The sequence below is a fragment of the Bacillus sp. B.PNR1 genome, assembly GCF_030386235.1.
In the GTDB taxonomy this organism is placed as follows: Bacteria; Bacillota; Bacilli; order Bacillales; family Bacillaceae; genus Bacillus; species Bacillus stercoris.
Window position 1 is genome coordinate 121,435 of record NZ_JANYMN010000003.1, and the last position, 24,737, is coordinate 146,171.

The window sequence follows — 24,737 nt, forward strand, 5'->3', positions numbered from 1 at the left end:
CTTTTACCGGCAGTGTCCTTCTTCATTAGAATGTATGCTTGATCAATTGTTTTTCAGCGTGGCGTTCTTTTGCAAGCTCCACAAGCTGTTCAATCAGGTCAGCGTATTCCACACCAGCTTCTTTCCAGAGCAGCGGGAACATGCTGAAAGGCGTAAAGCCAGGCATTGTGTTGACTTCATTGATCAGAACTTCGCCGTCAGCTGTCAGGAAAAAGTCCGCTCTGACGAGTCCTGAACCATCGATCGCTTTAAACGCTTTGATCGCCATATCACTGATTGTTGCGTATTCCTCTTCGGTGACAATCGCCGGAATCATCAGATCAGTATCTCCATCCTCATATTTCGCTTTGTAATCGTAGAAATCCGTCTTCGGTGCGATTTCTCCCACAACAGAGCATTTAGGATCGTCATTTCCAAGAACGCCGATTTCGATCTCGCGGCCGTTAATGCCTTCTTCGACGACGACTTTGCGGTCATATTGGAAAGCAAGCTCAAACGCTTTTTGCAGTTCTTCACGGTTTCGGCATTTGCTGATTCCGACACTTGAACCGAGGTTTGCCGGTTTTACGAAGCAAGGGTAGCCTAATTCCTGTTCAACCTGCTCACAGCATTCTTCCGGAGAACGAGTCCAGTCCTTCTTAAGGAAAGCTGCGTATTTAGCTTGAGCAAGGCCGGCCTGCGCGAATAAATGTTTCATAACGACTTTGTCCATGCCTGCTGAGGAAGCAAGCACTCCGTTGCCGACATAAGGAATGTTCAAGAGCTCGAGCATTCCCTGGATCGTACCGTCTTCTCCGTTCGGTCCGTGGAGGAGCGGGAATACGACGTCGATTGCTTCATTTTGCTGTGACGCTTCCTGCGGAAACATCTCCTGGTTCAGGGCAGCTGGAGAAAAAGCACTGCCTCCTTGCTCAAATTGAAGCATTTTCACGTTTGAAACAGGCTCAGTTAAACGGGCGCCTCTTACCCATTCGCCTTTTTCTGTTATATAAATCGGATGTATATCAAACTTCTCAGTATTTAGCGCTTTGATTACAGCCAGAGCTGTCTGCAGGGAAACATTATGTTCTGCCGACTTTCCTCCGTACACTAATCCTAGACTTGTTTTCAATGGATACTCCCCCCACTACAATTCATCTTTACTATCTTATCACTTTCACAAGAAAATGATCTAATTATTTTTGGGCATGCTGATGTTGAATGCATTTGTATGTAATTCCTTTTTATTTTATATTAAAATGGCATTGAAAAGGAGATGTGACATATGAAAAAAATCACAACGAACGAACAATTTAATGAACTGATTCAATCTGATAAAGAAATCATTGTAAAGTTTTATGCTGATTGGTGCCCAGACTGCACACGCATGAATATGTTCATCGGCGATATTTTGGAAGAATATAATCAAAACGACTGGTATGAGCTGAATAAGGACGAGCTTCCTGACTTGGCTGAAAAATACCAAGTGATGGGCATTCCCAGCCTGCTTATCTTCAAAAACGGTGAAAAAACAGCTCACCTTCACAGCGCCAATGCCAAAACGCCTGAAGAAGTGACTGAATTTTTATCTGAACATATAAGCTAATTCGTTAAACAGCCTTATTTTATGTCGTCGGGCTCTACATGAACATGAACATGAGTGACATCGTGTTCATGTTTTATTTTGTCTTCTACTTCATCAGCCACTCCATGACCTTCTTCTACTGTAAGCTTCGGATCAACCGTAATGACCATTTCGATATGAACTGTGCTGCCTAAATACCTCGCTTTCACATCCTTTAAGCGATGCACATTTCCGATCCTCGCGACGGTCTGTCTGTAAGGCTCAAGATCTTTTAAATGGAAGCCGTCTGTTAAAGAATGTGAAGCGTCTTTAAAGATATCCCACGCCGTTTTGCAAATGATGATGCCGATGATAAAAGCCGTTACCGGATCAATCCACGGCAGCTGCAGCTGGGACGAAAAAACACCGATAAACGCGCCGGCACTTACAAAAGCGTCTGACCTGCTGTCCTTTGCCGCTGCCATCAGGGCAGAGCTTTTAATGGACGCTGCCAGCCTTTTGTTATATACATAGATGCCATACATAAACACAGCACTGCCTAATGCCGTCCATGCCGCGATAAGATTGGGCGTTTCCGTTGTGCCTCCCGCAATCGCTTTTCCTCCGCCGATTAACACTTCAATGCCGACTGCCATCATAATAAAAGACGCAATAAGAGACGAAATTGTTTCAGCCCGATAATGGCCGTACGGATGATCGCTGTCAGCCGGCCTTTGGGAAATCCGCAATCCTATGAACACCGCTAAGGACGCAACAATATCTGTTCCATTATTTAACCCGTCTGCTCTCAGCGCTTCAGAATGATATAGAATCCCAATGACTAGCTTCACAACAGCAAGGATGACATATGCAAAAATATTGAGGAGCGCCCCTTTTTCTCCCTTTTTCAGATTTTCTGTCCGCTCCATTGTATACCAGCCTCCATTCTATTACATAGTATGGTTCAAAACATGAAAAATAGCAGAACTGCGTTCAATGAAGCGGGACATTTCGACAGCAAATATTGCCCGGGAAACTTTTTGTCGATTTGTTGAATGTTTGTAAATTGGCAAAGAATAGGACTGTTTTCACCTTTACAGGCTATTGCGGACATTGTATACTGAAGTCAATTGATAATGATTATCAATATCGTTTGATTGGAGGTTGGTGACACAATGACACCTCAGTCTGCAGAAATCAGAAAAAAACAGCTCATTCATCTGTTAATACAGAATGGTATATACAAAAAGTCAAAGCGTCATCTGTATGAATTGTCGCTGACGGAGTTAGAAAGTGAATACAAACATGTCAGGAGGGCGCCGGAGCATGCCGAAGCGTAAAATAAAAACTTACCAACAGCTGATCCAGGAAAACAAAGAGGCGATTATGGGCAATCCAAAGCTGATGAATGTTATTTATGACAGGATCGACCGCAAGCATCAAAAAAATCTGCAAGAGCAAAACAATACATAAAAAGAGCCGGAAAGGCTCTTTTTTTTATGACTCAAACGCTTCTGCTGCCAGGGTGTGTATCACGGCGTCATCCATCGGCGGGTTATGGAGACCGGCGCGTACATCACGGTAATAGCGCTGAAGCGGGTTGGTTCGTTCAAGGCTTTTGGCTCCGACAATTCTCATCGCTTTATCAACAACAGACAACGCAGCGTTTGTGACGATATGCTTAGCTGCACCGAGCTCGCTTGTCAAGTGTGGACGCCGTTCCGGATCGTCATATAATTGAGCGATATGGAAAAGAAAGTGTCTGGCATTAAGCAGTTCAAGCTCCATTTCACCTGTCCTTTGCTGTACGGCCGGGACATTCTTGATCGGTCCCTTCAAACTGTTTGGAGAATACTCAGAGGCAAATTGCACTGCATAGTCACGCGCAGCTTGAGCAACACCAAGATAAATCGCCGGAATGTGAAGCAGCCAGCCATTCGGCTTAGCTCCACGAGGCCCTTGAAGCAATTCAACCAGCTTATTCTCTTCAAGCATGACTTCGTTCAGTACAAGATCATGGCTCCCTGTCGCCCGCATCGCCATCATATCCCACGTTTCTTCAATCGACAAACCGGGATCATCTTTATGAATGAGAAACACGCCTGTTGTTTGTTTGTCTTCAATCCATGCGGTTACTAAAAAATAATCCAGTGCTTGTGACATCGTCGTAAAGGTTTTTCTTCCATTCACTGCCCATTTGCCATCCTTTTTGACGGCATTTGTACCCGGACGCCCTCCTCTCGTCGGGCTTCCGGTTTTCGCTTCAGTCGCCGCCCTGTTAATGACGGCTCCGTTTTGGACTTCCTTGGCAACAAATGCAAATACGTCTTCATCCCAGCTGTTTCCTTCTCCAAGCTCCCCGATTACGCTCAAATGCCAGCCGATGCTAAGAGCCGCAGGAGCATCTCCCCGTGCAAGCCGTTCTTGAAACAAGAGCATTTCGTAAACAGAAATGCCCCCTCCACCATGAGAAGCTGGCAATGTTAATGCCGTATAGCCAGCATCACGCAGTTTTTGTATTTTCTCCACAGGAAAACGTCCCTGTTCGTCATCTTCAGCAGCTGTTTGCTGAAATTCATCCGCAATCCGTCCGATTTTCTCCATCCATTGCCGCTGTTGATCGTTTTGTATAAATAATGACATCCGGCAGCCCCCCCAAGTTTTAATTCCGATAAATTTAATATGTATTATAGATTTCCTGTCTTTTTTCCGCAACTGTTAATCTTTTTGTCCAGTATAGAAAAACACGCCGTTCCCTTAGGGAACAGCGCGATTACACAGGATTTGCATCCCGGTCTTGTTTCATGCCGAGATAAATCAGCATATATGTCAGGTAACCCATTGTCATCACCAGGCCGCCAAAGAAAAAGCTTGAGAAAATCGGCTCTTCAAAAGCGGTCACTGCAGCCAACACAATCCAGCTGGCATACAGATAGATGATAAAATAGCGAATGCCCGTCTTCATTTTATATATCATGTACAGCCCCACGAGAGAAAACAACCCTAGCGCGAGCCTGAAATAAACAAGATGTTCAAACTGAAACATGAATGACACAAATGAGAATCCAAGCAGCAATACGATCGGTAAAGCGGTAATAAAGTTCCTCAATCGAGACACCTCCGTCAGTACCTTTAGTATAAACCAAAATATCAAATGATATTGATTTACGTGAGCTTTTTCACAAAAATGTCATTCCTTGCCTTTAGACCCGAACATCCCGTTTACAGAAGCACCACCAGCCAACGACGATGAAGAATATCGCGTGTATGATGAGAATCCCAATTGAAAACAATGGCGTCATGCCTGAAAACAACGCTGTCTCTCCGCTTCTGTATTGTGTAAAGTCAGTGTTCGCAAAAAGCAAAAAGCTTCCCCACTTGTTTTCAAACAACTTCATGAGCTGAACAAGTGTACTCGCTCCGTATAAAACGACAAAGGAAACAACAACTGCTACCGCGCTATTTCGGAACAGCGAAGAACAAAGCAGGCCGAATAATCCCATCATCACGGCTTCAAGCCAGTTTGACCCGATCAGCGCCAAGGTGTTGATCAGCAATGTCTGTGATTCCGAGGTCACGGATGTGCCAAAAAACACGAGACCGAATAATAAAGCCAAAATGTAGTATGCCACATACAAATAAAAGCTGACCATTACGACTGTGATTAATTTTGACCAAAAAACCTTTTGGCGTTTAACCGGCCGAATGAGCAGGAATTTGATCGTCTTTTTATCAAATTCCATCGAAATAATTGTCGCTGCAATCACGATCGTTAAGGCCTGCAGCAAAATGTTCAGGCTCGGTGTATACGATAAATAACCGATGAAGTTTTCATCTGTCCCGGCACTGACGACAATCCGTTTAATGATCAATGCCATGAAGAATTGGAAGACAGCCATCAGGATCAGAGAAACCAAAGTGACCTTCCGATTAAAAAGTTTCATATGTTCATTCCAAATTAATTTAGACAAGCTCTTCTCCCTCCTCTTGATGAGCAGTCGTCGCTTTTATAAATTCGTCTTCCAGTGATTGCGTGTAAGGCGTAATGGAGAATACATTCAGACCTTGTCCGACAAGTGATCGGTTCAGCTCCGGAATGTTTTCTTTTGCTACCTCAACTACAATCGTCCCAGCTTGGCGCTCAGCTTGATATTGATTACCTGTCAGCCAATTGAGCGCTTTTTCTTGCGGCTGCACTTCTATAATCGCTTTTTCTATGGTTTGACCAGTTCCTTGTAAGCTGACTTCCGCTTTTATCTCACCCTTTTGAATGATGATGACACGGTCGCACAGATCTTCAACCTCGCGCAATAAATGAGTGGCGAACAGGACTGCTGTTCCTTCCACTTCTGCGAGCTCCTTAATATGATCTCGAAAATCCTTCATCCCCGCAGGATCGAGGCCATTTGTCGGTTCATCTAGAATGAGAAGCTTCGGCCGGTGAAGAATTGCCTGAGCTATTCCCAGACGCTGCCGCATTCCAAGAGAATAGGTTTTCACTTTATCATGAATGGCTGACGTCAGCCCGACACGTTCCACCACTTCATCAAGCCGTTCATCCGTTATTTTCCTGTGCATATTCGCAAAGTGCTTGAGGTTTTCCCAGCCTGTCAGGTACGGATAGAACTCAGGGTTCTCGACGATCGCTCCAACCGCTTCCATCGCTTTTTCAAACTCTGTATCATGCTGGAATCCGCTGATTGTCACGCTTCCGCTGTTTTGTTTTAGCAGCCCGACGATGATACGGATAAGTGTTGTTTTTCCGGAACCATTCGGACCAAGCAGACCGATGATTTCACCCTCCATGACGTCCATGCTGATCTGTTTTAAAATCGCTTTAGACCCAATCTTTTTATCGAGGCCTTCAATATGTAAAATCGGCTCAGCCATAAAGCCTTCCTCCTTTTTCAACCAAAAATAAACAGTGCCCAAAATTAGGCACTGTTTGTATTATAGCACTTGTTGCTTCCAAATGTTTGGTTAAACCGATAGAGTCGGCGCTTGCTCAGTCTGCTTATTCTTTTCGGTTTCTGTAATGATGACAGCGCAGGCCGCGTCACCTGTTGTGTTCACCACTGTACGGAGCATATCAAGCAAGCGGTCAATTCCAAGAATCAATCCGATTCCCTCGACAGGCAGGCCGACAGATTGAAGCACCATGGCTAGCATAATCAAACCGACTCCCGGAACACCAGCGGTTCCGACACTTGCCAGCACAGCCGTCAGTATTACCATCAGCAGCTGCGTAAATGTCAGATCATGCCCGAACACCTGCGCGATGAAGACAGTGGCTACCCCTTGCATGATGGCTGTTCCGTCCATATTAATTGTTGCACCGAGCGGCTGGACGAAGCTGCTGATCGGCTCAGGCACTTTTAATTTTTTCTGAGCCACATCCATAGATACCGGGAGTGTCGCATTGCTGCTGGAAGTACTGAACGCCACAACCATAACTTCTGAGAAATCTTTAAAGAACGTGATCGGATTTCTTCTGGCTAAAAGCGCTACTGTAGATCCGTAGGTAACGACTGCATGTATCAGCAATGCAACGGTTACCACAACCATGTACAATCCCATCGCTTTCATTGCACTGAATCCTTGGCTTCCGATAGCTGTCGCAATCAGACCGAATGTACCATACGGAGCGAACTTCATGACAAGATTCACCAAGTACATCATCAATTCATTTCCTTGTTCAACGACTTTGAGAAGCATATCCGCTTTTTTTCCGAGCATTGTAATTCCAAGTCCGACAAAAATGGCAAAAGCAATAATTTGCAGCATATTTCCTTCCGTCATCGCTTGAACAGGGTTGGTCGGAATAATGTTTAACAGAGTGTCTGCAATGCTTGGGGCTTTTTCAGCAGTGAATTCGGCAGATGAAGTATCATACGTTCCGAACTCTCCCGGTTTGATGACAAGAGCTAAAATGATGGCAATCGTAATCGCGACTGCAGTCGTGATGAGAAAATAAGAAATGGCTTTCACGCCGATTCTGCCAAGCTTCTTAGGATCGCCCAGCCCGGCTACTCCCAGCGTCAGTGAGAAAAAGACAATCGGAACGACAAGCATTTTAATGAGGTTTAAAAAGATGGTGCCTAGAGGACCAAATACAAACTTATTTAAATTTTCAAATAATTCAGGTGATGTTACGTTAAGAATAATCCCCGTCACAGCACCCAGCACCAATGCAATGATAATCTTTGTAGCCAGCTTCATCCGCATTCCTCCCTCTTTTGAAAAAAGCCCGCGAGAGACTCCCGCGGGCTTTGGCTATACAATCAAACCACAGGACTCTCTCTTCACGCTGATGAGGTTAGCTGACGGGTTCGGACGAAGAGATGTCCGTTTTTCAGATGAAAAATTAACCCCAAAAGATCGGGTCCCCCACTCCTTATGATAGGATTAAGCGTGTGGCTTACTATTATATGATCTATTTTATTTATACAGAAAAGATCCAATTTTGTAAACTATTTTTTGTTACTTTTTTCTCTGGATCTTTTAGGTCGATCCTCCTTGTTGGTGACATCAAGAATATCAAGGAGAAATACAAAGATTGGAATCCCGATAATTAAGCCCCAAATGCCGAAAAAATGTTCAGAGAAAATGAGTACTGTGAAGGTGAAAAAGATTGGCAGCTCTGTTTTCGCAGACATCAGCTTTGGATTTAAGAAATAGGTTTCGATCGCATGAATGGCGAATATGACAAGCACAATGTAAAGCACATACATTCCGCCGCCAGTGCTGTAGGCGATAATGCTGAGCGGAATCAGGGAAATGACGACGCCTGCCACAGGGATCAATCCAAGGAAGAACACCATAATAGACAGCCCAAACAGCTGCGGGAAGTGCATAATCCAAAGCGCGATAAACGTCAGAATACAATTGACGAGCGCAATGATAAATTGTGCCTCAAGCACCTTGCCGAACGTTCTGGCAAATTTGCTTCCGAAAAAAGCAATTTCCTCATAAAAGACCCTCAGTTTGCTCGTTTTAAATTTCGCCATGAATTCAGAAAGGCGTTTTTTCTCAAATAAGAAAAACATGCTGAGGATAAGCGCCATCACGACCTGCAAACCGAATGTGCTGATATCGGCCAGATACGTATACACTACATTGAAGCCCTCTTTGACATATGAACTGATGTTGATATCTCCGAAAACACTGGTGATTTCATCAAAGAAAGGGATGCTGTCAGGGTGATACGCAATATGTTTAATCTGCTTGACCAGCTGCTGGATTTGGGCCGCGACGACCGGATAAAATACAAAACCTCCGACTGTTAGCAGCACAGCAAGCAGCATGTAAAGAAACGTAATGACAACCCGCTGGCTCACGCGGAAGAACTGGCTTACAAACTGCCGCACGACAAGCTCCAAACGATCCATTAAAAACGTGAAAATGAAGGTAAGCAATATTAAGTTGATCATGCTCCTAAATAGATATAACACACCAGTTAACACGACAAAGATGGAGAAACGTCTTACTCCCGGGTGCTGAAAAAATTTAACTAAAGCGGCCATTTATACACTCCTGTTAGGACAAACGTCCTTCATTCAATATAGTATCCATTTGTAAATTATATAACAAAAAAATGCTGAGGTCTCTGTCCTTACCTTAATAATTCTTAAACAATTAAAAAAACGGCCCATGAATGGGCCGTTCTTTTTTCAAACTGCTGTTTTCATTTTTTTCATGCCTTCAACAGCCTCTACGCTTTTTGCTTCATCAAATTCATTTTCGCTTTTTGCAACAATGATCGTGGCGATTCCGTTTCCGATCAGGTTCACAATGGCTCTTCCTTCACTCATGAAACGGTCGACACCAAGCAGGAGTGCAAGGCCCTCCAGCGGAATGACCTGAAGCGCTGACAGCGTTGAGGCAAGGACGATAAATCCGCTTCCCGTCACACCTGCCGCTCCCTTCGATGTCAGCATCAGCACGAGGATAATCGTAATTTGCTGGCCGATGCTGAGGTCTACTCCAAACACCTGTGCCAAAAAGACCGTCGCCATTGATAAATAAATGGATGTGCCGTCGAGGTTAAACGAATAGCCCGTCGGAATCACAAGCCCGACAACGGATTTGGAACAGCCGTAGCGCTCCATTTTATCCATCATACGCGGAAGCACCGATTCGGAAGAGCTTGTGCCAAGCACGATCAGAAGCTCATCTTTAATGAAGCGCAGGTAATTCCACAGGCTGAATCCGTAAAGCTTGCAGATGATATTTAAAGCAACAAATACGAACAGGAACATCGTAATATAAACAGACATCATTAAGCTTGCCAGCGGTTTGATGGAATCGAGCCCGAAGTGCCCGATCGTATACGCCATCGCCCCAAATGCCCCGATTGGCGCAGCTCGCATAATGTAGCCGATAATTTTGAAAAAGACGTGAGAAACCTTGTCGAAGAAATCAATGACGCTTTTCCCTTTTTCACCTAATGCCGCAAGACCGACTCCGAAAAGAATAGAAAAGAATAAGACCTGCAAAATGTCCCCTTTTGCGAAGGCATCAACCATGTTGGACGGAACAATGTGTGTCACAAATTCAATCCAGTCGATTCCCTGACCGCCATTTTGCGTGTATTGTGATACATCTCCCTTTTCAAGCTTGCTGTAATCAAGACCCGCACCCGGCTTCATGATGTTGACGACAAATAAACCGATAATGAGTGCGAGGGTGGTGACAACCTCAAAATAGATAAACGCTTTTCCCCCTACTTTTCCAACCTTCTTCATATCGCCCATTTTTGCAATCCCGAGAACGATTGTGAAGAAAATGATTGGTGCGATCACCATTTTAACAGCGTTGATAAATGTATCGCCAAGCGGTTTCATTTCTTTGCCGACATCCGGCCAGACCAGCCCGACAATGACCCCAATGATGACCGCGGTTATGACCTGAACTGTTAAATTTTTAAACAGTTTCATATCCTTCATCCCCCTGTCCTATTCGCCTTTGTGTCTTTCTTACTAGAATGATAGCGTTTTCATATAGTCTGGGGAAGTTTATGATCATAACGGACATTTTGGTCTTTTTGGTCTCAGGTTTATCCTTTTAACACGTAGCGGTTGACCGGCCGGCCGACTCCGCCATATTGAACGTCCAATTTGATGATCCCGTTTTTTTCTAAGTAATCAAGATATCGTCTGGCTGTCACTCTGGCGATGCCGAGCGCCTTGGCGACCTCTTCCGCAGAAAGGGATGCGGTTTGCTGTTTCAAAAATGCAGTGACTTCATTCATCGTGAAGTGATTCAACCCTTTCGGCAGATCCTGTACGGCCTGCTGCGGAATATTCAGGATCGCATCGAGCTGTTCCTGGGACAGCGTATCATTCGCTTCGATTTTTTGTTTATATTGCTTGTACTTTTCGAGCGCCTGTCTCATTCGCTCAAGCTTAAACGGCTTTAAGATATAGTCAGCCGCCCCGTTTTGCAGCATAAGAGAGATCGTTTCCTTGTCTTTTGCAGCGGAGACGACAATGACATCCACTTCAAGCTTTTGCTTTCTAATCTCCTGCAAGGTCTTGATGCCGTCTTTTTTCGGCATGTACACATCGAGAATGATGAGATCGGGCTGTTCTTCTTTAATCAGCTTAATGCCTTCCTCTCCGTTTCCTGCTGTTGCACAGACAGTAAAGCCTTTAACAGTTGTAATAAAATCCTTATTGACCTCTTGAACCATCGGATCGTCTTCAATGAGCAGAACCTTCCATTCTTTACGAGCCATGCTGTGCTTCCTCCCCCTTCATTGGAAAAACGATAGAAAAAGATGTCCCCTGCCCCGCATGTGAATCAACTTCTATCGTGCCCGATCCTTTGTCTATGATTTGTTTCACTAAATACAGGCCATAGCCTGTGCCGCCTGTTTTATTGACCGTAAAACCTTTGTCATAAAGGTGCGGCATATGTGCCTGTTCAATCCCGCAGCCGTTATCTTCTATTAAAATAGCAAGGATATCATCCGTTTGTTCGATACTAATGTCAATTCGTTTGTCATCAGATTGAACGGTTTCAAAAGAACCGAAGGCATTTTCAATCAGATTCCCCAAAAGCACGACGATATCATGCTGATCAACATGCTCGGGAAATTGCTGAAGACTGCTGTTTTCATCTATATGAACAGCAATGCCGAGCTCCCTTCCCCTTCTGATTTTACTTAATAGAAGGCCGGCCGCAGCGTCATTTTGAATCGAGCGGTGCAAAAATTCAGTCACATTTTCCTGCTCAGTTGATGCCTGGAATGCAAGCTGCAAGGCTTTTTCAGATTTCCCCAGCTGGATGAGACCGGCGATCGTGTGCAGCTTATTCATATGCTCATGATTTTGGACACGGAGCGCCTCCACAAAGTTTCTGACACCAGTCAATTCCTCTGCCATCTTGGCTGCTTCCGTTCTGTCCTGAAAAATCGCGACGGCGCCGATCACTTTTTTCTTCATGACGATCGGAATTCTGCTGCTCATGATGACCTTACCGCTGACACGAATTTCTTCATTATAAACCGCTTTGTTTCGCTCCACGATTTCGGGCAGGCGCGAATCCTTGAGAACCTCCCAGATCACCTTGCCGATCAGATCCCCCTGCACTTCAAAGATCTGTTTCGCTTTTTCATTGAAAATCGTAATGATGAGACGGTTGTCAATGGCGATCACCCCTTCATTCATCGAGTGAAACGTCGCCGTCCGCTCTTCATACATTCGGACAATCTCATGTGGCTCAAGCTGAAACATTTGTTTTTTGATATGACGGGCAAGCAAAAAGGAACCCGCAAGCCCGAAGCCGAGTGTCAGCACAACGATGAATGCGATATCACGCTTTAAATGAAGCAGGATGTCAGCAATCCCCGGCAGTGTTTTTCCGACAAGCACCACGCCAATTTGGTTGAGGTCGTGATCCTTAACCGGATAAAAAGCGCGAACCGCTGTGCCGATCTCGCCCTTTGCTTCAGAGAAATAAATGTGCTCCGCAAACGCCGCCTCCTCGTCTGCTCCCTCTGATTTCTTGCCAATGCTAGTGCTGACAGGATGCGTATATCGAATGTGATTCATATCCATGACGACAATATAGTCTGCTTCATTAATCATCCTGATTTCTTCAACCGCATGGCGAACCGCTTCTGTTCGTTTTTTTTGCGTCAAAGCTTCTTTCACTTCTGTCATCTCTGACACCGTCCGGGCCGTATTCATCAGCCGCTTTTTCAGCTCCCGCTCCTCTGTGTGCTGAATGTTGCCGATGAGCACAATGCCGCCGATCAAAAAGGAGAAAATGACGAGTATATAGGATAAGATCGTGATTTTCCAACGGATTGAGAGCTTCTTTTTGTTCATCAGCTTCTCCTTTCAGGTCTTTACGAATGTCATTGCCCCCATTATTCTTAACATAGGGGAGGGCTTTTCATGAAGAGTTTGCTTGCATGTCTCGCACTGATGATCGCTGGCATTGCAACCGCTTTATTTATCGGATTCCATGATCATACCGGCAATAAAGAGATTGTTTATGATGACGACCAGGAAGGCTTGCAGGATCAAATCGTGTTTAAATTCAGCCACGTGGTTGCTGAAAATACGCCAAAAGGGCTGGCCGCCAATAAATTCGCTGATTTGGTGAACGAAAAATCAGGCGGGAAAATAAAAATTGAAGTATTTCCGAATGGAAGCCTGTACTCGGACATTGAAGAAATCGAAGCATTGCAAAACGGCGATGTTCAATTTATCGCCCCCTCCACATCGAAGCTCGGCATGCTCTCGCCTGAATGGGGAGTGCTGGATCTGCCGTATGCATTTACAGATTACGATGCCGCCAAAAAAGGGCTGAACGGAAGCATCGGCACACAGCTGTTTGATTCTCTAAAGAAAAACCAATTAAAAGGCCTCGCCTATTGGACAAACGGCTTTAAACAAATCACGACAAATCAAGGGCCGGTCAAAACCCCGGATGATTTAAAAGGGCAGGATCTGCGCATTATGCAAAGCGATGTGATTGAGAATCAGTTCAAGCTGCTTGGCGCAATACCTCATCAGGAATCCTTCAATTCTACCTTTCAGCTGCTAGAAAACAATGTAGTTGATGGTGAAGAAAATACAATCTCAAACATCTATTCTAAAAAATTTTATAATGTTCAGGACTATTTGACAATAAGCAGCCATGGTTACCTCGGCTACGCTGTCATGACTGATGAGCATTTCTGGAAGGCGCAAACCCCAGAAACAAGGCGCATTTTGACTGAAGCGATGAAGGAGACGACGGAGTGGAATGAAACATACGCCGAACAAATGAACAAGGAGCAGCTGGAGGAAATCAAAAAGAATTCTGCTATACATATTTATGAGCTGTCAGATAAAGAGAAAAAAGAATGGATGAAGCGTCTTGATCCTGTTTACCGGCAGTATGAACCAATCTTTGGCCGGAAGCTGATCAAGGAACTGTTGGAGCTCCGAAAAGATTCATAGTTCCCATCTCGATACGCTGGTTTTCGTTTATCTTTCTATTGATCGGAAATATAAAAAGAGATAATCGAAAAAGGAGATGGGTACATGTTTAAGCATACAAAAATGCTGCAGCATCCTGCTAAACCAGATCGTCCAGATCCATTATTCGCTAAAAAAATGCAAGAAATTTTAGGCGGGCAATTCGGAGAAATTTCAGTTGCCATGCAGTACTTATTTCAAGGCTGGAACACAAGAGGAAATGAAAAATACAAGGACTTGCTGATGGATACGGCAACCGAGGAGCTCGGGCATGTTGAAATGATCGCAACGATGATCGCCAGACTTCTAGAGGACGCCCCTCTTGATCAGCAGGAAAAAGCCGCTGAAGATCCGGTCATCGGCTCCATCCTGGGCGGCATGAACCCTCACCATGCAATTGTATCAGGACTTGGCGCCATGCCGGAAAGCAGTACAGGCGTACCTTGGAGCGGCGGTTATATCGTAGCAAGCGGAAACCTGCTGGCAGACTTCCGCGCCAACCTGAATGCGGAATCACAGGGCCGTCTGCAGGTCGCACGCCTGTTTGAAATGACGGATGACAAAGGCGTTAAAGATATGCTCAGCTTCCTGCTGGCGCGTGACACGATGCACCAAAATCAATGGCTCGCCGCCATTAAAGAATTAGAAGCACAGGAAGGTCCGGTTGTGCCGGGCACATTCCCGAAAGCGCTCGAAAAACAAGAGTTCTCACATCAGCTGATCAATTTCTCTGAAGGCGAAGAAAGCGCCAAGCAAAACTGGCTGAATGAAAAAGCGCCGGACGGAGAAGCATTTGAATATGTGAAAGAAGCAAAAACGTTTGGAGAAAAACCGGAGTTAAAACCAGCACCGCCTTTTGTTCATAATACACTTCCGGGACGCGAGTAAAGACACAAGCCCAAAACATGATGTTTTGGGCTTTGATTATGCCTTCAGAACCGTCCAGTCTGGTTCATACCGGATATCAGGGTGATGTAACAGATCTTGAACGAACGATTTATCCTCTTCATACAGCGTCACCTCTAGGGAAAGAATCACAGCCTTCTGGTCGTTTTCCTCGTATATGCTGTCATGTTCGTTCTCCATAAAATGATCATAGGCTTCTCTGTTTTCCCATACGCTGATGATTTCTGCGGTGAGCGGCCCGTCTATCATTTTTCGCCAGCCGCCGGCCTGTTTGATGAAGCCATTTACATGTGATAGTGCTTTCCACTCTGACTGCGCTTTTGCAAATGCTTCAGCATTTGCAGTGTCTACTTCACATACAATCCTTTTGATCAGCATGGCTACTCCTCTATGATGACGGTTTCGGCTTGTTTATGCTCGACACAGAGATTCACCGTTCTGACGTAAGAGCGTGTGCGGTGAACCGTGCCTTTCGGGATGAGCAGGCTGTCATTTGCTTTGAGCACCGCGGTTTCTTTGTCCTTAAAGTCGATCAGCAGCTCACCTTCAAGAACAATAAACAATTCGTCTGAGTCAGGGTGATGGTGCCAGTCATATTCTCCTGTAAACACCGCAAGGCGCACGCAGTGGTCGTTGACCTCTGAAATTGAAAAATTGGCGTGTTTTTCTTTGACTTCGTTTGCAATAGCGAGCAAGTTTTGCATTTCGGACATTAGCGAAAACCCCTTTTTCACTTATTGTATCGCATTGTCGCATAAATTGAGAAAATTCCCGAAATAAAAAGCGATCCAGCTGATGTGCCGGATCGCTTTTTATTTACAGGTTGTCTGCCTTTATGCTTTTGATTAGTCGTTGTTGCGGGCGTTTCCGCCTTTTGAGCCGATTTCTTGGTAGAATTCTTTATCATGATTTTTGCTTGTAGCCTCTCCGCCTTTACGGCCGATTTCTTGATAGAATTCTTTATCATGATTTTCGCTAGTGGCTTCTCCGCCTTTTTCACCGATTTCTTGATAGAACTCTTTGTCATGATTTTCGCTAGTGGCTTCTCCGCCTTTTTCACCGATTTCTTGATAGAATTCTTTGTCATGGTTATTGCTAGTGGCTTCTCCGCCTTTTTTCCCAATCTCTTGATAGAATTCTTTGTCATGGTTCTTGCTTGTTGTTTCTCCGCCTTTTCTACCTGCTTCTTCTCTGCTCATTTTGTTATTGTCTGCCATTTTGAATTCCTCCTTTAATTGGTGTTGGTTGTTGTATTCCCGCTATCAATTCTTTTAAACAAACAAAACACATTGGGTGTGTTTTCAATAAAAAAAGCAGGCGGATCGCGGTGTCCGTCTGCTTTCTGCTATTCCATCTCTCGTTCTGTTTCTTTCAGCCGTTCAAGAATGCGCCTCTTTTTGTACAGCATCATGCCTGTCTCGGTAATGTCGTTTAATGTTGAGCGATTGGCAGCGGCGCCAAAAACCATTCCGGCGACCGGCACCAGCTGGAATAGCTTTTTCCAGCCAAACGTGTCCCGATAGCCTAAAACGACTTCTCGCCAGCCTTGGATTTGAGATGCGACATTCTTATAAGTACGGTCTTGATCGTAGTGTTTTAATTCTTGCAAAATCGATCTTTTGCCGACAACATCAGCCGACGTCAGCTGCAAACATTTCACAATGAAGACGCGTTCTTTTTTCTCCTTTGGGTCATAGCCGTATGCAACTGCGATATCCTGTAATGTTTTTAGTGATAAGCCAAGCACTGCCGGAATGTCTGCCGCCAGTGTAAACACGCCGCCCACACCGGTTGTCGCGCCTTGAACGGTTGCTGCGTTGATTCTGTTTTTGCCCATTCCTTCCGCAATTTCATCCATGACAGGAAGAGGCGCTTTCCGGACGTCCTCCAGCGATTCAAAGATCTCCTCCGGCAGTTTCTTTTGAAACATCCTGATAATCTGTTTTTCAGATGTCAGGTACTGTCCTCCTGTTTGAACAAAGCTGCCGATCTCATCCAAGAGCTTGCCGATCTTTTTCTGAATGAATTCAGGTGTCAGCTTGTCCAGCAGCTGAAACGGGAGACGGCCGAGCTTTTCCCAAAACCAGACTTTTTGCTGAGCTTTTTCCCATTTTTCTATCTCTTTTAATTGCTGGTGTAAGTCTTCTTTTCGTTCTGTTGTCACTCAACCCGCACTTCCCTTCCGTTTTTTCTACTATATAGTATACCTTCATTTGTTCAGATGCGTTTTTATTTTTCACCTGCGGGTACCATTTTTATAAAAGAAAAAGGAGTGATGGGACATGCCATGGTCAATGAAGGATTATCCCGCTTCATTAAAAAACCTTGAGAAGCCGGTCAAGAAAAAAGCAATTGATATTGCGAATGCGATGATTGATGAGGGCTATGAGGACGGACGTGCGATCCCGATCGCGACAAGCAAAGCGAAGGAATGGGCGGAAAACGCATCTACAGATGAAATTGATGATTTTCTTAAACATGATGACGAGACAGAACGCGATGATGGTTCCAACAGCGGCGGAGACCCAGAACTCATGCATAAAGCAGAGCATGTCATCAAGCATAAAAACGGCTGGGCAGTCAAAGCCGAGGGAGCCAAACGTGCGTCTGACATCAAGGATACAAAGAGAGAAGCGATTGAACGGGCAAAGGAAATCGCTGCGCATAAAGGCACTGAGGTCGTTGTCCATTTGGCTGACGGCAGTGTGCAGAGAACGATCAAAACGGGATCATAAAGCGATGTGCTTTTAGGTGTTTCGAAATAATCAGGAGCGGTTATTGATTGGTAAATCATTTATGAGAGGTGATCATGATGCTTAGCTTTTTGGTTTCATTAGTTGTTGCTATCGTTATCGGATTAATTGGAAGCGCCATTGTAGGAAACCGGCTGCCGGGAGGAATTTTCGGCTCTATGATTGCCGGGCTGATCGGCGCTTGGATCGGACACGGACTTCTTGGCACTTGGGGACCAAGCCTCGCCGGCTTTGCTATTTTCCCGGCCATCATCGGGGCAGCCATCTTCGTGTTCTTGCTGGGCCTGATATTCCGCGGGCTGCGGAAGGAAGCCTAGACTCATTAGATACAGGAGGCATCGTTTCGAACTGAAACGATGTCTTTTTATATGGGACCTTATCCCGAATCCCTACATATCATGTTACATAACAGGGAAAAATTCAGGAATGTATTTTGAACATTTTCGGTTGACAAGAAACCGGGATGGTCATATGATGTAGATAAAATAATTTGCCTTAAGGAAACTCTTTGTTGTACGGCAAAAACAATCAGAATTCAGGTGAGACATGATGAACAAGGACATCACAGCACAATCTCCCCGTTCCAAAGCCGTCCAAGATGCGCTTGACGGGAAAATCAGAGGATTCAGAGGGCTGCTCCCTTTTCTGGGCCCTGCATTTATAGCAGCCATCGCCTATATTGATCCCGGCAACTTCGCAACGAATATTTCGGCGGGTTCTAAATACGGATATATGCTCTTATGGGTAATATTATTTTCCAATATCATGGCGCTTTTAATTCAATCCCTATCCGCCAAACTTGGGATTGCGACAGGCAAAAATCTGCCTGAGGTTGCCCGTGAAGAATTCCCGAAGCCTGTCTCGATTGGATTATGGATTCAGGGCGAGCTTGTCATTATCGCAACTGATTTGGCGGAATTTATCGGAGCGGCTCTGGGACTGTATTTGCTGTTCGGCATTCCGATGCTTGAAGCGTCTATTATAGCGGCGATCGGTTCTTTCGCGATCTTGGAGCTTCAGCGCCGCGGTTATCGCTCACTTGAAGCCGGCATCGCCGGTATGCTGTTTGTGGTCGTGATCGCCTTTGCACTGCAGACATTTTTCGCAAAGCCTGATGCCGTGTCAGTGATGAAGGGCCTCTTTGTCCCGGCGTTTCATGGCACTGACAGTGTGCTCCTTGCAGCGGGTATTCTCGGCGCAACTGTTATGCCGCACGCCATTTATTTGCACTCTGCCCTTACACAGCGGCGGGTGGTTGGCAAAACGGATGCAGAACGGAAAAAAATCTTTAGATTTGAATTTATTGATATTTTAATAGCGATGCTGATTGCAGGGGCTATTAATGCAAGTATGCTGATTGTGGCTGCCGCATTATTTTTCAAAAACGGCCTGTTTGTTGAGGACCTTGATGTCGCGTTTCAGCAATTCGGACATCTTGTCAGCCCTATGTCTGCGGCTTTATTCGGAATTGGGCTGCTCGTTGCCGGGCTATCCAGTTCGTCTGTCGGCACACTTTCAGGCGACGTGATTATGCAAGGATTTATCAACTACCGCATCCCGCTGTATGTACGGCGGTTTATCACGATCATTCCGCCGATCTTGATCATCGCGTCTGGCGTAAATCCGACGACCGCTCTCGTCTTGAGCCAGGTCGTGCTGTCTTTCGGGATCGCCTTTGCCCTCATTCCGCTGATTCTGTTTACAAGCAATAAACGGATCATGGGATCTCTGATCAACGCCAAATGGGTCACAGTGGTGTCTTGGCTGATTGCAGTATTGATCGTCGCTTTGAATGTGTTTTTAATTGTAGATACGTTTCGATAACAAAACCGGCTGCAAAAGCCGGTTTTTTATTTTTGGCAAAAGCTCATTGATACCCTTTTTGACAGAAATTTGTTATGATAGAAGAAAAATCGGAGTTTTGATGATGTCAGTATTTATTCTGTTTTATTTGTGGATTGTTCCTATTGTTATCGGCATTTTATGTTCTGTCGCTGCCTATAAATCCAAGGGAAAAATGAGAGTCGCGCCCGGCATTGCCATGATCGTGCTCAGTATCATTTCCTTAATCACGGCGTTTACGGCCGGACACACGAATTTTCACGTGTTTATCGGCGGCATGTTTTTATTCGGCACCTTCTTGGTCGGTTCTGCTTTTCCTTTCTTTTTCGGGCTGAAGAAAAAAGAGAAATAACCCTATACTGAGAAGAGCTCTGTAAGATTTGATAAGAATAAACAAATGAAACATACAAGGACAAATGCGCTGGTCTTTTTGCTTTGAAAGAAGGTGCATTTGTCCTTTTGTCCGTTTTGAGCATGGCGAAAATCGTGATATGACGCATAGATCATTCCTGCAGATCCTAATACATACAACAATAATTTTATGAACTCAAACATGTAATCCTCCTCATACCAATATAATACAAGGATAACCTGAAATACATTTGTTTCCAACACAAAAAAGAGGCCTCTAAAAGGGCCTCTTTTTTAGAATAACCGTTTCAAACTTTTCTTCAGTGACGGCATTTCGATTTTTTGGTTTTCGAAGAAGTTTTTCAGCATGTACTTGCTAAAGCCTTTTGCCTGCCCGTAGGTGATTTTGCCAGGCAGCGGCGGTTCGTTCCCAATCATGACATCCACAACGACCGGTTGGTCAGAGTGCAGCGCCTCATGGAAAGCCGGCGCAAGCTCTTCCGCTTTGGTCACTTTGATGCCTTTTGCTCCGCAGCTTTCTGCAAATGCGGCATAGTCGACATTTTGAAGCTGTGTGACATAATCGATATTGCCTTTAACCTGCTGCTCATACTCGATCATGCCGAGATTTTCGTTGTTTAAAATGACGACAGTGATCGGGAGCTTATATTTGACGGCTGTCGGAAGATCCTGCATGACCATGGAAAATCCCCCGTCACCGCAAACAGCGATCGCCTGGCGCTCCAGTTCGGCCAAGCTTGACGCGATCGCTCCCGGCAGGCCGCAGCCCATTGTCGCAAGCCAGCTGGAAACGATGAAATCCTGTTTCGCGTTCATTTTGAAATGACGCGCCATCCAAACTGTCACAGTGCCGACATCTACAGAGAGCACCGCATCATCAGCAGCCGCTTCCTGAAGACGTGCCACGACCTGCTGGGGTTTAAGCGGTGTTGTTGCCTCTGTCTCATCTTTTTCAATTTCGTTCCACCAATGCTGCATATGTTCTGTGCAGGCATTCAGGAATCTTCTGTCTTCCTTCCGTTCAATATACTCTGTCAATTCGCGCAGGCCGAGAGCCGAATCGCAGACAAGGCCCGCTGTCACCGGATAGCGTTTTCCGATTTTCGCCGGGTCTGAATCGAGCTGGATGGCCGGTGTATCATCTGGCAAATAATCGCGGTACGGGAATGACGTTCCGAGCATGATTAATAAATCACATTCCTCCATTGCCTCGTAAGCCGGCTTTGTGCCAATTTGCCCTAGGTTGCCGAGAAAATGCGGGTGCTTATCGGGAACGACGCCTTTTGCCGGTAGTGTGACTACGATCGGAGCGGCGGCTTTGTCCGCAAATTCTAAGAGCTCCCGTTTCGCCTTTTTCATTCCCTGCCCCGCCAAGATAATCGGCTTCTTAGCATTATTAATATATTGCGCGCAGGTGACGAGCTGTTCTTTTTTCGGTTCAAGGTTCCCTTCAATATACACTGGTGAAGTATACACGGGCTCGCGTTTGATTTTCTCCGCAAACAGATCATCTGACACACTCAATACCGCAACGCCTTTTTTGCTGTAGGCGGTGCGGATCGCCTGATTCAAGAGATCCGGCAGTGTTTCCGCGCTATGTACCTCTCTGTTGAACACAGCCACGTCCTCAAACATTTGCTCCAGCTTGATCTCCTGGAAATAATCCCGTCCGACTTCACCTGATGAAACCTGTCCTGCAATGGCCAGCACAGGGGCGCCGTCCGCTTTTGCATCATATAAACCATTTAATAAGTGCACCGCTCCCGGCCCTGCGATCGACAGACAGACTCCGATCTTGCCGGTGAGTTTTGCTTCAGCCGCGGCTGCCAGTGCCGCCACCTCTTCATGGCGGGTTTGAACGAACTTCAGTTGATTTCTTTCGTGTCTTAATTCCTCAATAAACTCATTTATACTATCCCCGGGGATGCCGTAAACATGATCAACTCCCCATTGTTCAAGCAGCTCTGTCATTGCTTGTCCTGCAGTTTTGTGTGCCATAACGTATCCTCCTTTTTCCTTTTTTCAATACCACAGGAGAAAGGCTTTAAAACCCGGAGACCTGAATCACTTGCCAAGTCTTCTTTTCAACAGATCGATCGCCGCAAGCATGCCGACGTCCTTGAGGGTGATGGTTGCATCTAAGGCGCCATTCACGTAATCTTTGATTTGCCGTTTTCGGTTCGGCACCATAAAAAGCGGCAAACGCCGCGGAGAAAACCACTTTAATCGTGCTGTCTCTGTGCCGTCCGCTATTGCTTGTCCGCCTGTTATGCTTCCGAAAAACACATGCTGTTCATCTAGAAACTTTGGCCTTTGATAGACACCTATTTTCGCGGAAAGCGCTGTATTGTATCCCGTCTCTTCCAATACCTCACGTACCGCCGCTGCCTCAGCCGATTCCCCGGAATCAATCCTGCCGCCCGGCAGATCCCATAAAGGGACATCTTTTCGTTTGACCAATAGAATCTGCTGATTTTCGTTCAGTACGATTACAAAAGCACCTTGAGTATACACCGCCATTCCTCTCTTTCCCGCAAAAAAGACCAAGGTGATTCCCTTGGTCCTAGACTTTACTTTTTAAAATGATACGGCAGTGTGGCAACCATTATGTCCTTTTTCCAGAACAGCCGAACTCTGAGGAGGAAGGCCGATTGATTGTGAAGGATGGTGTGCCAGCGTTTTTTCGTTATAAATTGCGGAAACAGCACCATGACAGAAAACTGCTCCTTCTTCGCTTTTGCCTCAACTGTTTCTAAAAATTTATCAAACGGATGAACAAGGCTTCTGTACGAGGAGTGAAGGGTAACGAGACGCACTCCATTATTGAGCTCTTCCCAGCGTTTTTCGACTTTCTTTTCCTGGTCTCTGTCAAATGACACGTGAACGGCGATCACCTGATCGGACAGTGATTTCGCATAGTGAATCGATTTTTGCACGACGGTGGTGACACCTGCTACAGGCACAATCACAACGGTGCCTTTGATTTCTTCCGGCTCTTTGTCTACGATGCGAAGCTGTTCACCAACCGCTGTGTAGTGATTTTTAATCGCAAAAAACAGCAAAACGACGATAGGCATAAAGATTAACACAGGCCATACGACATTAAACTTTGTCACAAAAAGGATAGATAGAACCATAAACGAAATCAGAGCGCCGCAGGAGTTGATCAGCATTTTTCCGATCCAGCCTTTTGGTTTTTGCTTGATCCATTTTATGCACATGCCGGTTTGTGAAAGCGTAAATGGAATAAATACGCCCACAGCATATAACGGGATTAAGTGCTCCGTCTGTCCTCCGAATAAGATAATGAGAATAATGGAGGCAAAGCCTAAAAAGATAATCCCATTTGAGAAGCCTAAGCGGTCACCCCGAACTGTAAACATTCGCGGCATATACTGGTCTCTCGCCAGGTTGAAGGCAAGCTGCGGGAAGGCTGAAAATCCCGTATTTGCCGCAAGGACCAAAATAAGCGATGTGACACCTTGGATGACATAGTAGAACACATTCCGCCCGAAGGTTTCGGACGCAATTTGTGAAACCACTGTTTCATCGGGCTTCGGCGCCGTTCCATATCCGTATGCGAGCACCGTGATGCCGGAAAACAGAATCGCCAGCAAAATCCCCATCATCGCAAGCGTTCTTGCCGCGTTTCGTGCAGGCGGGTTTTTGAAAGCGGGAATGGCGTTAGAAATGGCCTCAACTCCGGTCAACGCTGAGCATCCGGAGGAAAAAGCCTTAAGCAGCAAAAACAGCGTAATGCCGGCTACAGGTGTGCCAAGCGGTGTATGATGAACCGGCTGGTCTATTTGTCCTGTCATGAGCTTGAACAACCCGACGGCAATGAGAACCAATAGCGCCACCACAAACAGATAAACCGGGTAGGCAAGAATGGATGCCGATTCCGAAAGCCCGCGCAGGTTCAAAATCATAATCACTAACACGAGAAAAATAGCGATCGGCACATGATAATCATGCAATGCAGGAAAGGCCGACGTGATGGCGTCCGTTCCTGCGGAAATACTTACCGCTACCGTTAAAATATAATCGACAAGCAATGAACCGCCCGCGATCAATCCCGGCTTTTCGCCGAGGTTTTCTTTCGAAACAACATAGGCCCCGCCGCCCTGCGGATAAGCGTAAATAATTTGCCTGTATGAAAGAATCAGTGCGAGCAGTAATATGAGAACGCCGACCGCAATCGGAATGGAGTACCAAAATGCGGCAGCACTGATTGTTGCTAAAATGATTAGAATTTGCTCTGTCCCATAAGCGACAGATGACAGCGCATCTGAGGAAAGCATTGCCAAGGCTTTTAATTTCGTCAGTTTTTGCTCTCCCGCTGCTTGAGATTTTAGTGGTTTCCCAATCAAAAAACGTTTGATTGAATGATACATCGATGTCTTCCCCTTTTAATTTCTCATTTTTCAATTAAAACAATAAAACATCAGTGTCTTGCTCTCACATTTTGCAATAGTCCTTTCTGCTATGATGTCTCTGTATGCGATTTACATTCCTAAAAATGAACGGCAAAAAACACAGAGGCAAACGGATGCCCCTGTGCCATAACATCGAACACAGGTTTCATTCATCTCCTCTCACGAACGCTTACGAGGTTAGCTGACGGATTCGGGCATATGAGAGTTAGCCCTACCTAAAAAGGATTCACCCCAACGGCAAAAAGCCATTCTAATGGGTCCCCCGCTCTGATTTCAGATTAAGCGATTTGTTTTCTAAAAGAGATCATACTCCCGTTCCCACACGTTGTAAAGAGGCTTATTGGCCGGGCGGAAAAAATAAAATGATAGGTTCCACAAATGGAATTTACATACCAAAAATAAAAAAAAACAG

Annotated in this window: 27 protein-coding genes and 2 riboswitches; of the genes, 9 read left to right on the forward strand and 18 right to left on the reverse strand. The window is 45.5% G+C overall.

Annotated features, from left to right (window positions below; genetic code table 11):
* Positions 1–25: 25 nt before the first annotated feature.
* Positions 26–1,111 carry a D-alanine--D-alanine ligase gene (locus NZD81_RS17390; protein WP_103031592.1) on the reverse strand — a complete coding sequence of 362 codons (1,086 nt, stop codon included), beginning with the start codon at positions 1,109–1,111 and terminating at the stop codon, positions 26–28.
* Positions 1,112–1,264: 153 nt separating this feature from the next.
* On the opposite strand from NZD81_RS17390, the gene NZD81_RS17395 reads away from it, so the two are divergent.
* Positions 1,265–1,585, forward strand: coding sequence for a thioredoxin family protein (locus tag NZD81_RS17395; RefSeq protein ID WP_003234326.1), 321 nt, complete (start codon positions 1,265–1,267; stop codon positions 1,583–1,585).
* 14 nt (positions 1,586–1,599) lie between these two features.
* On the opposite strand, the gene NZD81_RS17400 is transcribed toward NZD81_RS17395, so the two are convergent.
* Positions 1,600–2,472: a cation diffusion facilitator family transporter gene (locus NZD81_RS17400; protein ID WP_014662844.1), complete on the reverse strand. Its 873-nt coding sequence runs from the start codon at positions 2,470–2,472 to the stop codon at positions 1,600–1,602.
* Positions 2,473–2,718: 246 nt separating this feature from the next.
* Here NZD81_RS17400 and NZD81_RS17405 point away from each other — a divergent pair, with 246 nt between their 5' ends.
* A complete protein-coding gene (locus tag NZD81_RS17405; protein ID WP_003225157.1) occupies positions 2,719–2,883 on the forward strand; it encodes a Fur-regulated basic protein FbpA in 165 nt (54 codons plus the stop codon).
* Positions 2,837–3,016 (forward strand): Fur-regulated basic protein FbpB, encoded by a 180-nt coding sequence (gene fbpB, locus NZD81_RS17410; protein WP_080478162.1) that lies wholly within the window; start codon positions 2,837–2,839, stop codon positions 3,014–3,016. Before NZD81_RS17405 ends, fbpB begins: the two co-directional genes overlap by 47 nt.
* A gap of 24 nt (positions 3,017–3,040) precedes the next feature.
* Here fbpB and NZD81_RS17415 read toward each other — a convergent pair whose 3' ends face one another.
* From NZD81_RS17415 to dctS, 9 genes are all read right to left on the reverse strand, one after another.
* Entirely contained in the window at positions 3,041–4,186 is a 1,146-nt protein-coding gene (locus NZD81_RS17415; RefSeq protein WP_069148989.1) for an acyl-CoA dehydrogenase family protein, read from the reverse strand.
* 130 nt (positions 4,187–4,316) lie between these two features.
* Positions 4,317–4,652, reverse strand: coding sequence for a hypothetical protein (locus NZD81_RS17420; RefSeq protein WP_003225151.1), 336 nt, complete (start codon positions 4,650–4,652; stop codon positions 4,317–4,319).
* 94 nt (positions 4,653–4,746) lie between these two features.
* The gene (locus NZD81_RS17425) at positions 4,747–5,514 is read right to left on the reverse strand and encodes an ABC transporter permease (RefSeq protein ID WP_014662842.1); all 768 of its coding nucleotides are present in this window, start codon (positions 5,512–5,514) and stop codon (positions 4,747–4,749) included.
* Positions 5,507–6,433 carry an ABC transporter ATP-binding protein gene (locus NZD81_RS17430; protein ID WP_289861017.1) on the reverse strand — a complete coding sequence of 309 codons (927 nt, stop codon included), beginning with the start codon at positions 6,431–6,433 and terminating at the stop codon, positions 5,507–5,509. Before NZD81_RS17430 ends, NZD81_RS17425 begins: the two co-directional genes overlap by 8 nt.
* Before the next feature lie 90 nt (positions 6,434–6,523).
* Positions 6,524–7,762, reverse strand: coding sequence for a dicarboxylate/amino acid:cation symporter (locus tag NZD81_RS17435; RefSeq protein WP_041521244.1), 1,239 nt, complete (start codon positions 7,760–7,762; stop codon positions 6,524–6,526).
* Positions 7,763–7,834: 72 nt separating this feature from the next.
* Positions 7,835–7,965, reverse strand: a riboswitch (cyclic di-AMP (ydaO/yuaA leader).
* 48 nt (positions 7,966–8,013) lie between these two features.
* Positions 8,014–9,066, reverse strand: coding sequence for an AI-2E family transporter (locus NZD81_RS17440; protein ID WP_136654837.1), 1,053 nt, complete (start codon positions 9,064–9,066; stop codon positions 8,014–8,016).
* 147 nt (positions 9,067–9,213) lie between these two features.
* Positions 9,214–10,479, reverse strand: coding sequence for a C4-dicarboxylate transporter DctP (gene dctP / locus NZD81_RS17445; protein WP_014475862.1), 1,266 nt, complete (start codon positions 10,477–10,479; stop codon positions 9,214–9,216).
* A gap of 119 nt (positions 10,480–10,598) precedes the next feature.
* On the reverse strand, positions 10,599–11,279 hold the full coding sequence (dctR, locus tag NZD81_RS17450) for a two-component system response regulator DctR (RefSeq protein WP_148343886.1): 681 nt from the start codon (positions 11,277–11,279) through the stop codon (positions 10,599–10,601).
* Positions 11,269–12,876 carry a two-component system sensor histidine kinase DctS gene (dctS, locus tag NZD81_RS17455; protein ID WP_014662837.1) on the reverse strand — a complete coding sequence of 536 codons (1,608 nt, stop codon included), beginning with the start codon at positions 12,874–12,876 and terminating at the stop codon, positions 11,269–11,271. The genes dctR and dctS overlap by 11 nt, the downstream gene beginning before the upstream one ends.
* 69 nt (positions 12,877–12,945) lie before the next feature.
* On the opposite strand from dctS, the gene dctB reads away from it, so the two are divergent.
* Together dctB and NZD81_RS17465 are read left to right on the forward strand one after the other, a co-directional pair.
* On the forward strand, positions 12,946–13,998 hold the full coding sequence (gene dctB, locus NZD81_RS17460) for a C4-dicarboxylate TRAP transporter substrate-binding protein DctB (RefSeq protein ID WP_168781291.1): 1,053 nt from the start codon (positions 12,946–12,948) through the stop codon (positions 13,996–13,998).
* Between the two features lie 84 nt (positions 13,999–14,082).
* Positions 14,083–14,904 (forward strand): manganese catalase, encoded by an 822-nt coding sequence (locus NZD81_RS17465; RefSeq protein WP_015382816.1) that lies wholly within the window; start codon positions 14,083–14,085, stop codon positions 14,902–14,904.
* Positions 14,905–14,940: 36 nt separating this feature from the next.
* Here NZD81_RS17465 and NZD81_RS17470 read toward each other — a convergent pair whose 3' ends face one another.
* From NZD81_RS17470 to NZD81_RS17485, 4 genes are all read right to left on the reverse strand, one after another.
* Positions 14,941–15,300: a YdbC family protein gene (locus NZD81_RS17470; RefSeq protein WP_289861018.1), complete on the reverse strand. Its 360-nt coding sequence runs from the start codon at positions 15,298–15,300 to the stop codon at positions 14,941–14,943.
* A gap of 2 nt (positions 15,301–15,302) precedes the next feature.
* Positions 15,303–15,635 (reverse strand): cupin domain-containing protein, encoded by a 333-nt coding sequence (locus NZD81_RS17475; protein ID WP_014662833.1) that lies wholly within the window; start codon positions 15,633–15,635, stop codon positions 15,303–15,305.
* 132 nt (positions 15,636–15,767) lie between these two features.
* The gene (gene gsiB, locus NZD81_RS17480; RefSeq protein ID WP_014662832.1) at positions 15,768–16,139 is read right to left on the reverse strand and encodes a glucose starvation-inducible protein GsiB; all 372 of its coding nucleotides are present in this window, start codon (positions 16,137–16,139) and stop codon (positions 15,768–15,770) included.
* Between the two features lie 128 nt (positions 16,140–16,267).
* Positions 16,268–17,086 carry an EcsC family protein gene (locus tag NZD81_RS17485; protein WP_014662831.1) on the reverse strand — a complete coding sequence of 273 codons (819 nt, stop codon included), beginning with the start codon at positions 17,084–17,086 and terminating at the stop codon, positions 16,268–16,270.
* Positions 17,087–17,204: 118 nt separating this feature from the next.
* Between NZD81_RS17485 and NZD81_RS17490 the strand changes: the two genes are divergently transcribed.
* From NZD81_RS17490 to NZD81_RS17505, 4 genes are all read left to right on the forward strand, one after another.
* Positions 17,205–17,657 (forward strand): DUF2188 domain-containing protein, encoded by a 453-nt coding sequence (locus tag NZD81_RS17490; RefSeq protein WP_014662830.1) that lies wholly within the window; start codon positions 17,205–17,207, stop codon positions 17,655–17,657.
* 77 nt (positions 17,658–17,734) lie between these two features.
* The gene (locus NZD81_RS17495; RefSeq protein ID WP_003246519.1) at positions 17,735–17,992 is read left to right on the forward strand and encodes a GlsB/YeaQ/YmgE family stress response membrane protein; all 258 of its coding nucleotides are present in this window, start codon (positions 17,735–17,737) and stop codon (positions 17,990–17,992) included.
* A gap of 229 nt (positions 17,993–18,221) precedes the next feature.
* The gene (locus NZD81_RS17500) at positions 18,222–19,499 is read left to right on the forward strand and encodes an Nramp family divalent metal transporter (RefSeq protein WP_014662829.1); all 1,278 of its coding nucleotides are present in this window, start codon (positions 18,222–18,224) and stop codon (positions 19,497–19,499) included.
* A gap of 103 nt (positions 19,500–19,602) precedes the next feature.
* Positions 19,603–19,869: a hypothetical protein gene (locus NZD81_RS17505; protein WP_060397954.1), complete on the forward strand. Its 267-nt coding sequence runs from the start codon at positions 19,603–19,605 to the stop codon at positions 19,867–19,869.
* A 293-nt stretch (positions 19,870–20,162) separates the two neighbouring features.
* Here the strand turns inward: NZD81_RS17505 and NZD81_RS17510 are convergent, their stop codons facing one another.
* From NZD81_RS17510 to kimA, 3 genes are all read right to left on the reverse strand, one after another.
* Positions 20,163–21,887, reverse strand: coding sequence for a pyruvate oxidase (locus tag NZD81_RS17510; protein WP_289861019.1), 1,725 nt, complete (start codon positions 21,885–21,887; stop codon positions 20,163–20,165).
* Between the two features lie 66 nt (positions 21,888–21,953).
* Positions 21,954–22,403, reverse strand: a complete 450-nt coding sequence (locus NZD81_RS17515; RefSeq protein WP_040084387.1) for an NUDIX hydrolase — start codon at positions 22,401–22,403, stop codon at positions 21,954–21,956.
* A gap of 56 nt (positions 22,404–22,459) precedes the next feature.
* Complete coding sequence (gene kimA, locus NZD81_RS17520; protein WP_172640213.1) at positions 22,460–24,283, reverse strand: potassium transporter KimA; 1,824 nt, start codon at positions 24,281–24,283, stop codon at positions 22,460–22,462.
* 193 nt (positions 24,284–24,476) lie between these two features.
* A riboswitch (cyclic di-AMP (ydaO/yuaA leader) is annotated at positions 24,477–24,620 on the reverse strand.
* Positions 24,621–24,737 lie beyond the last annotated feature (117 nt).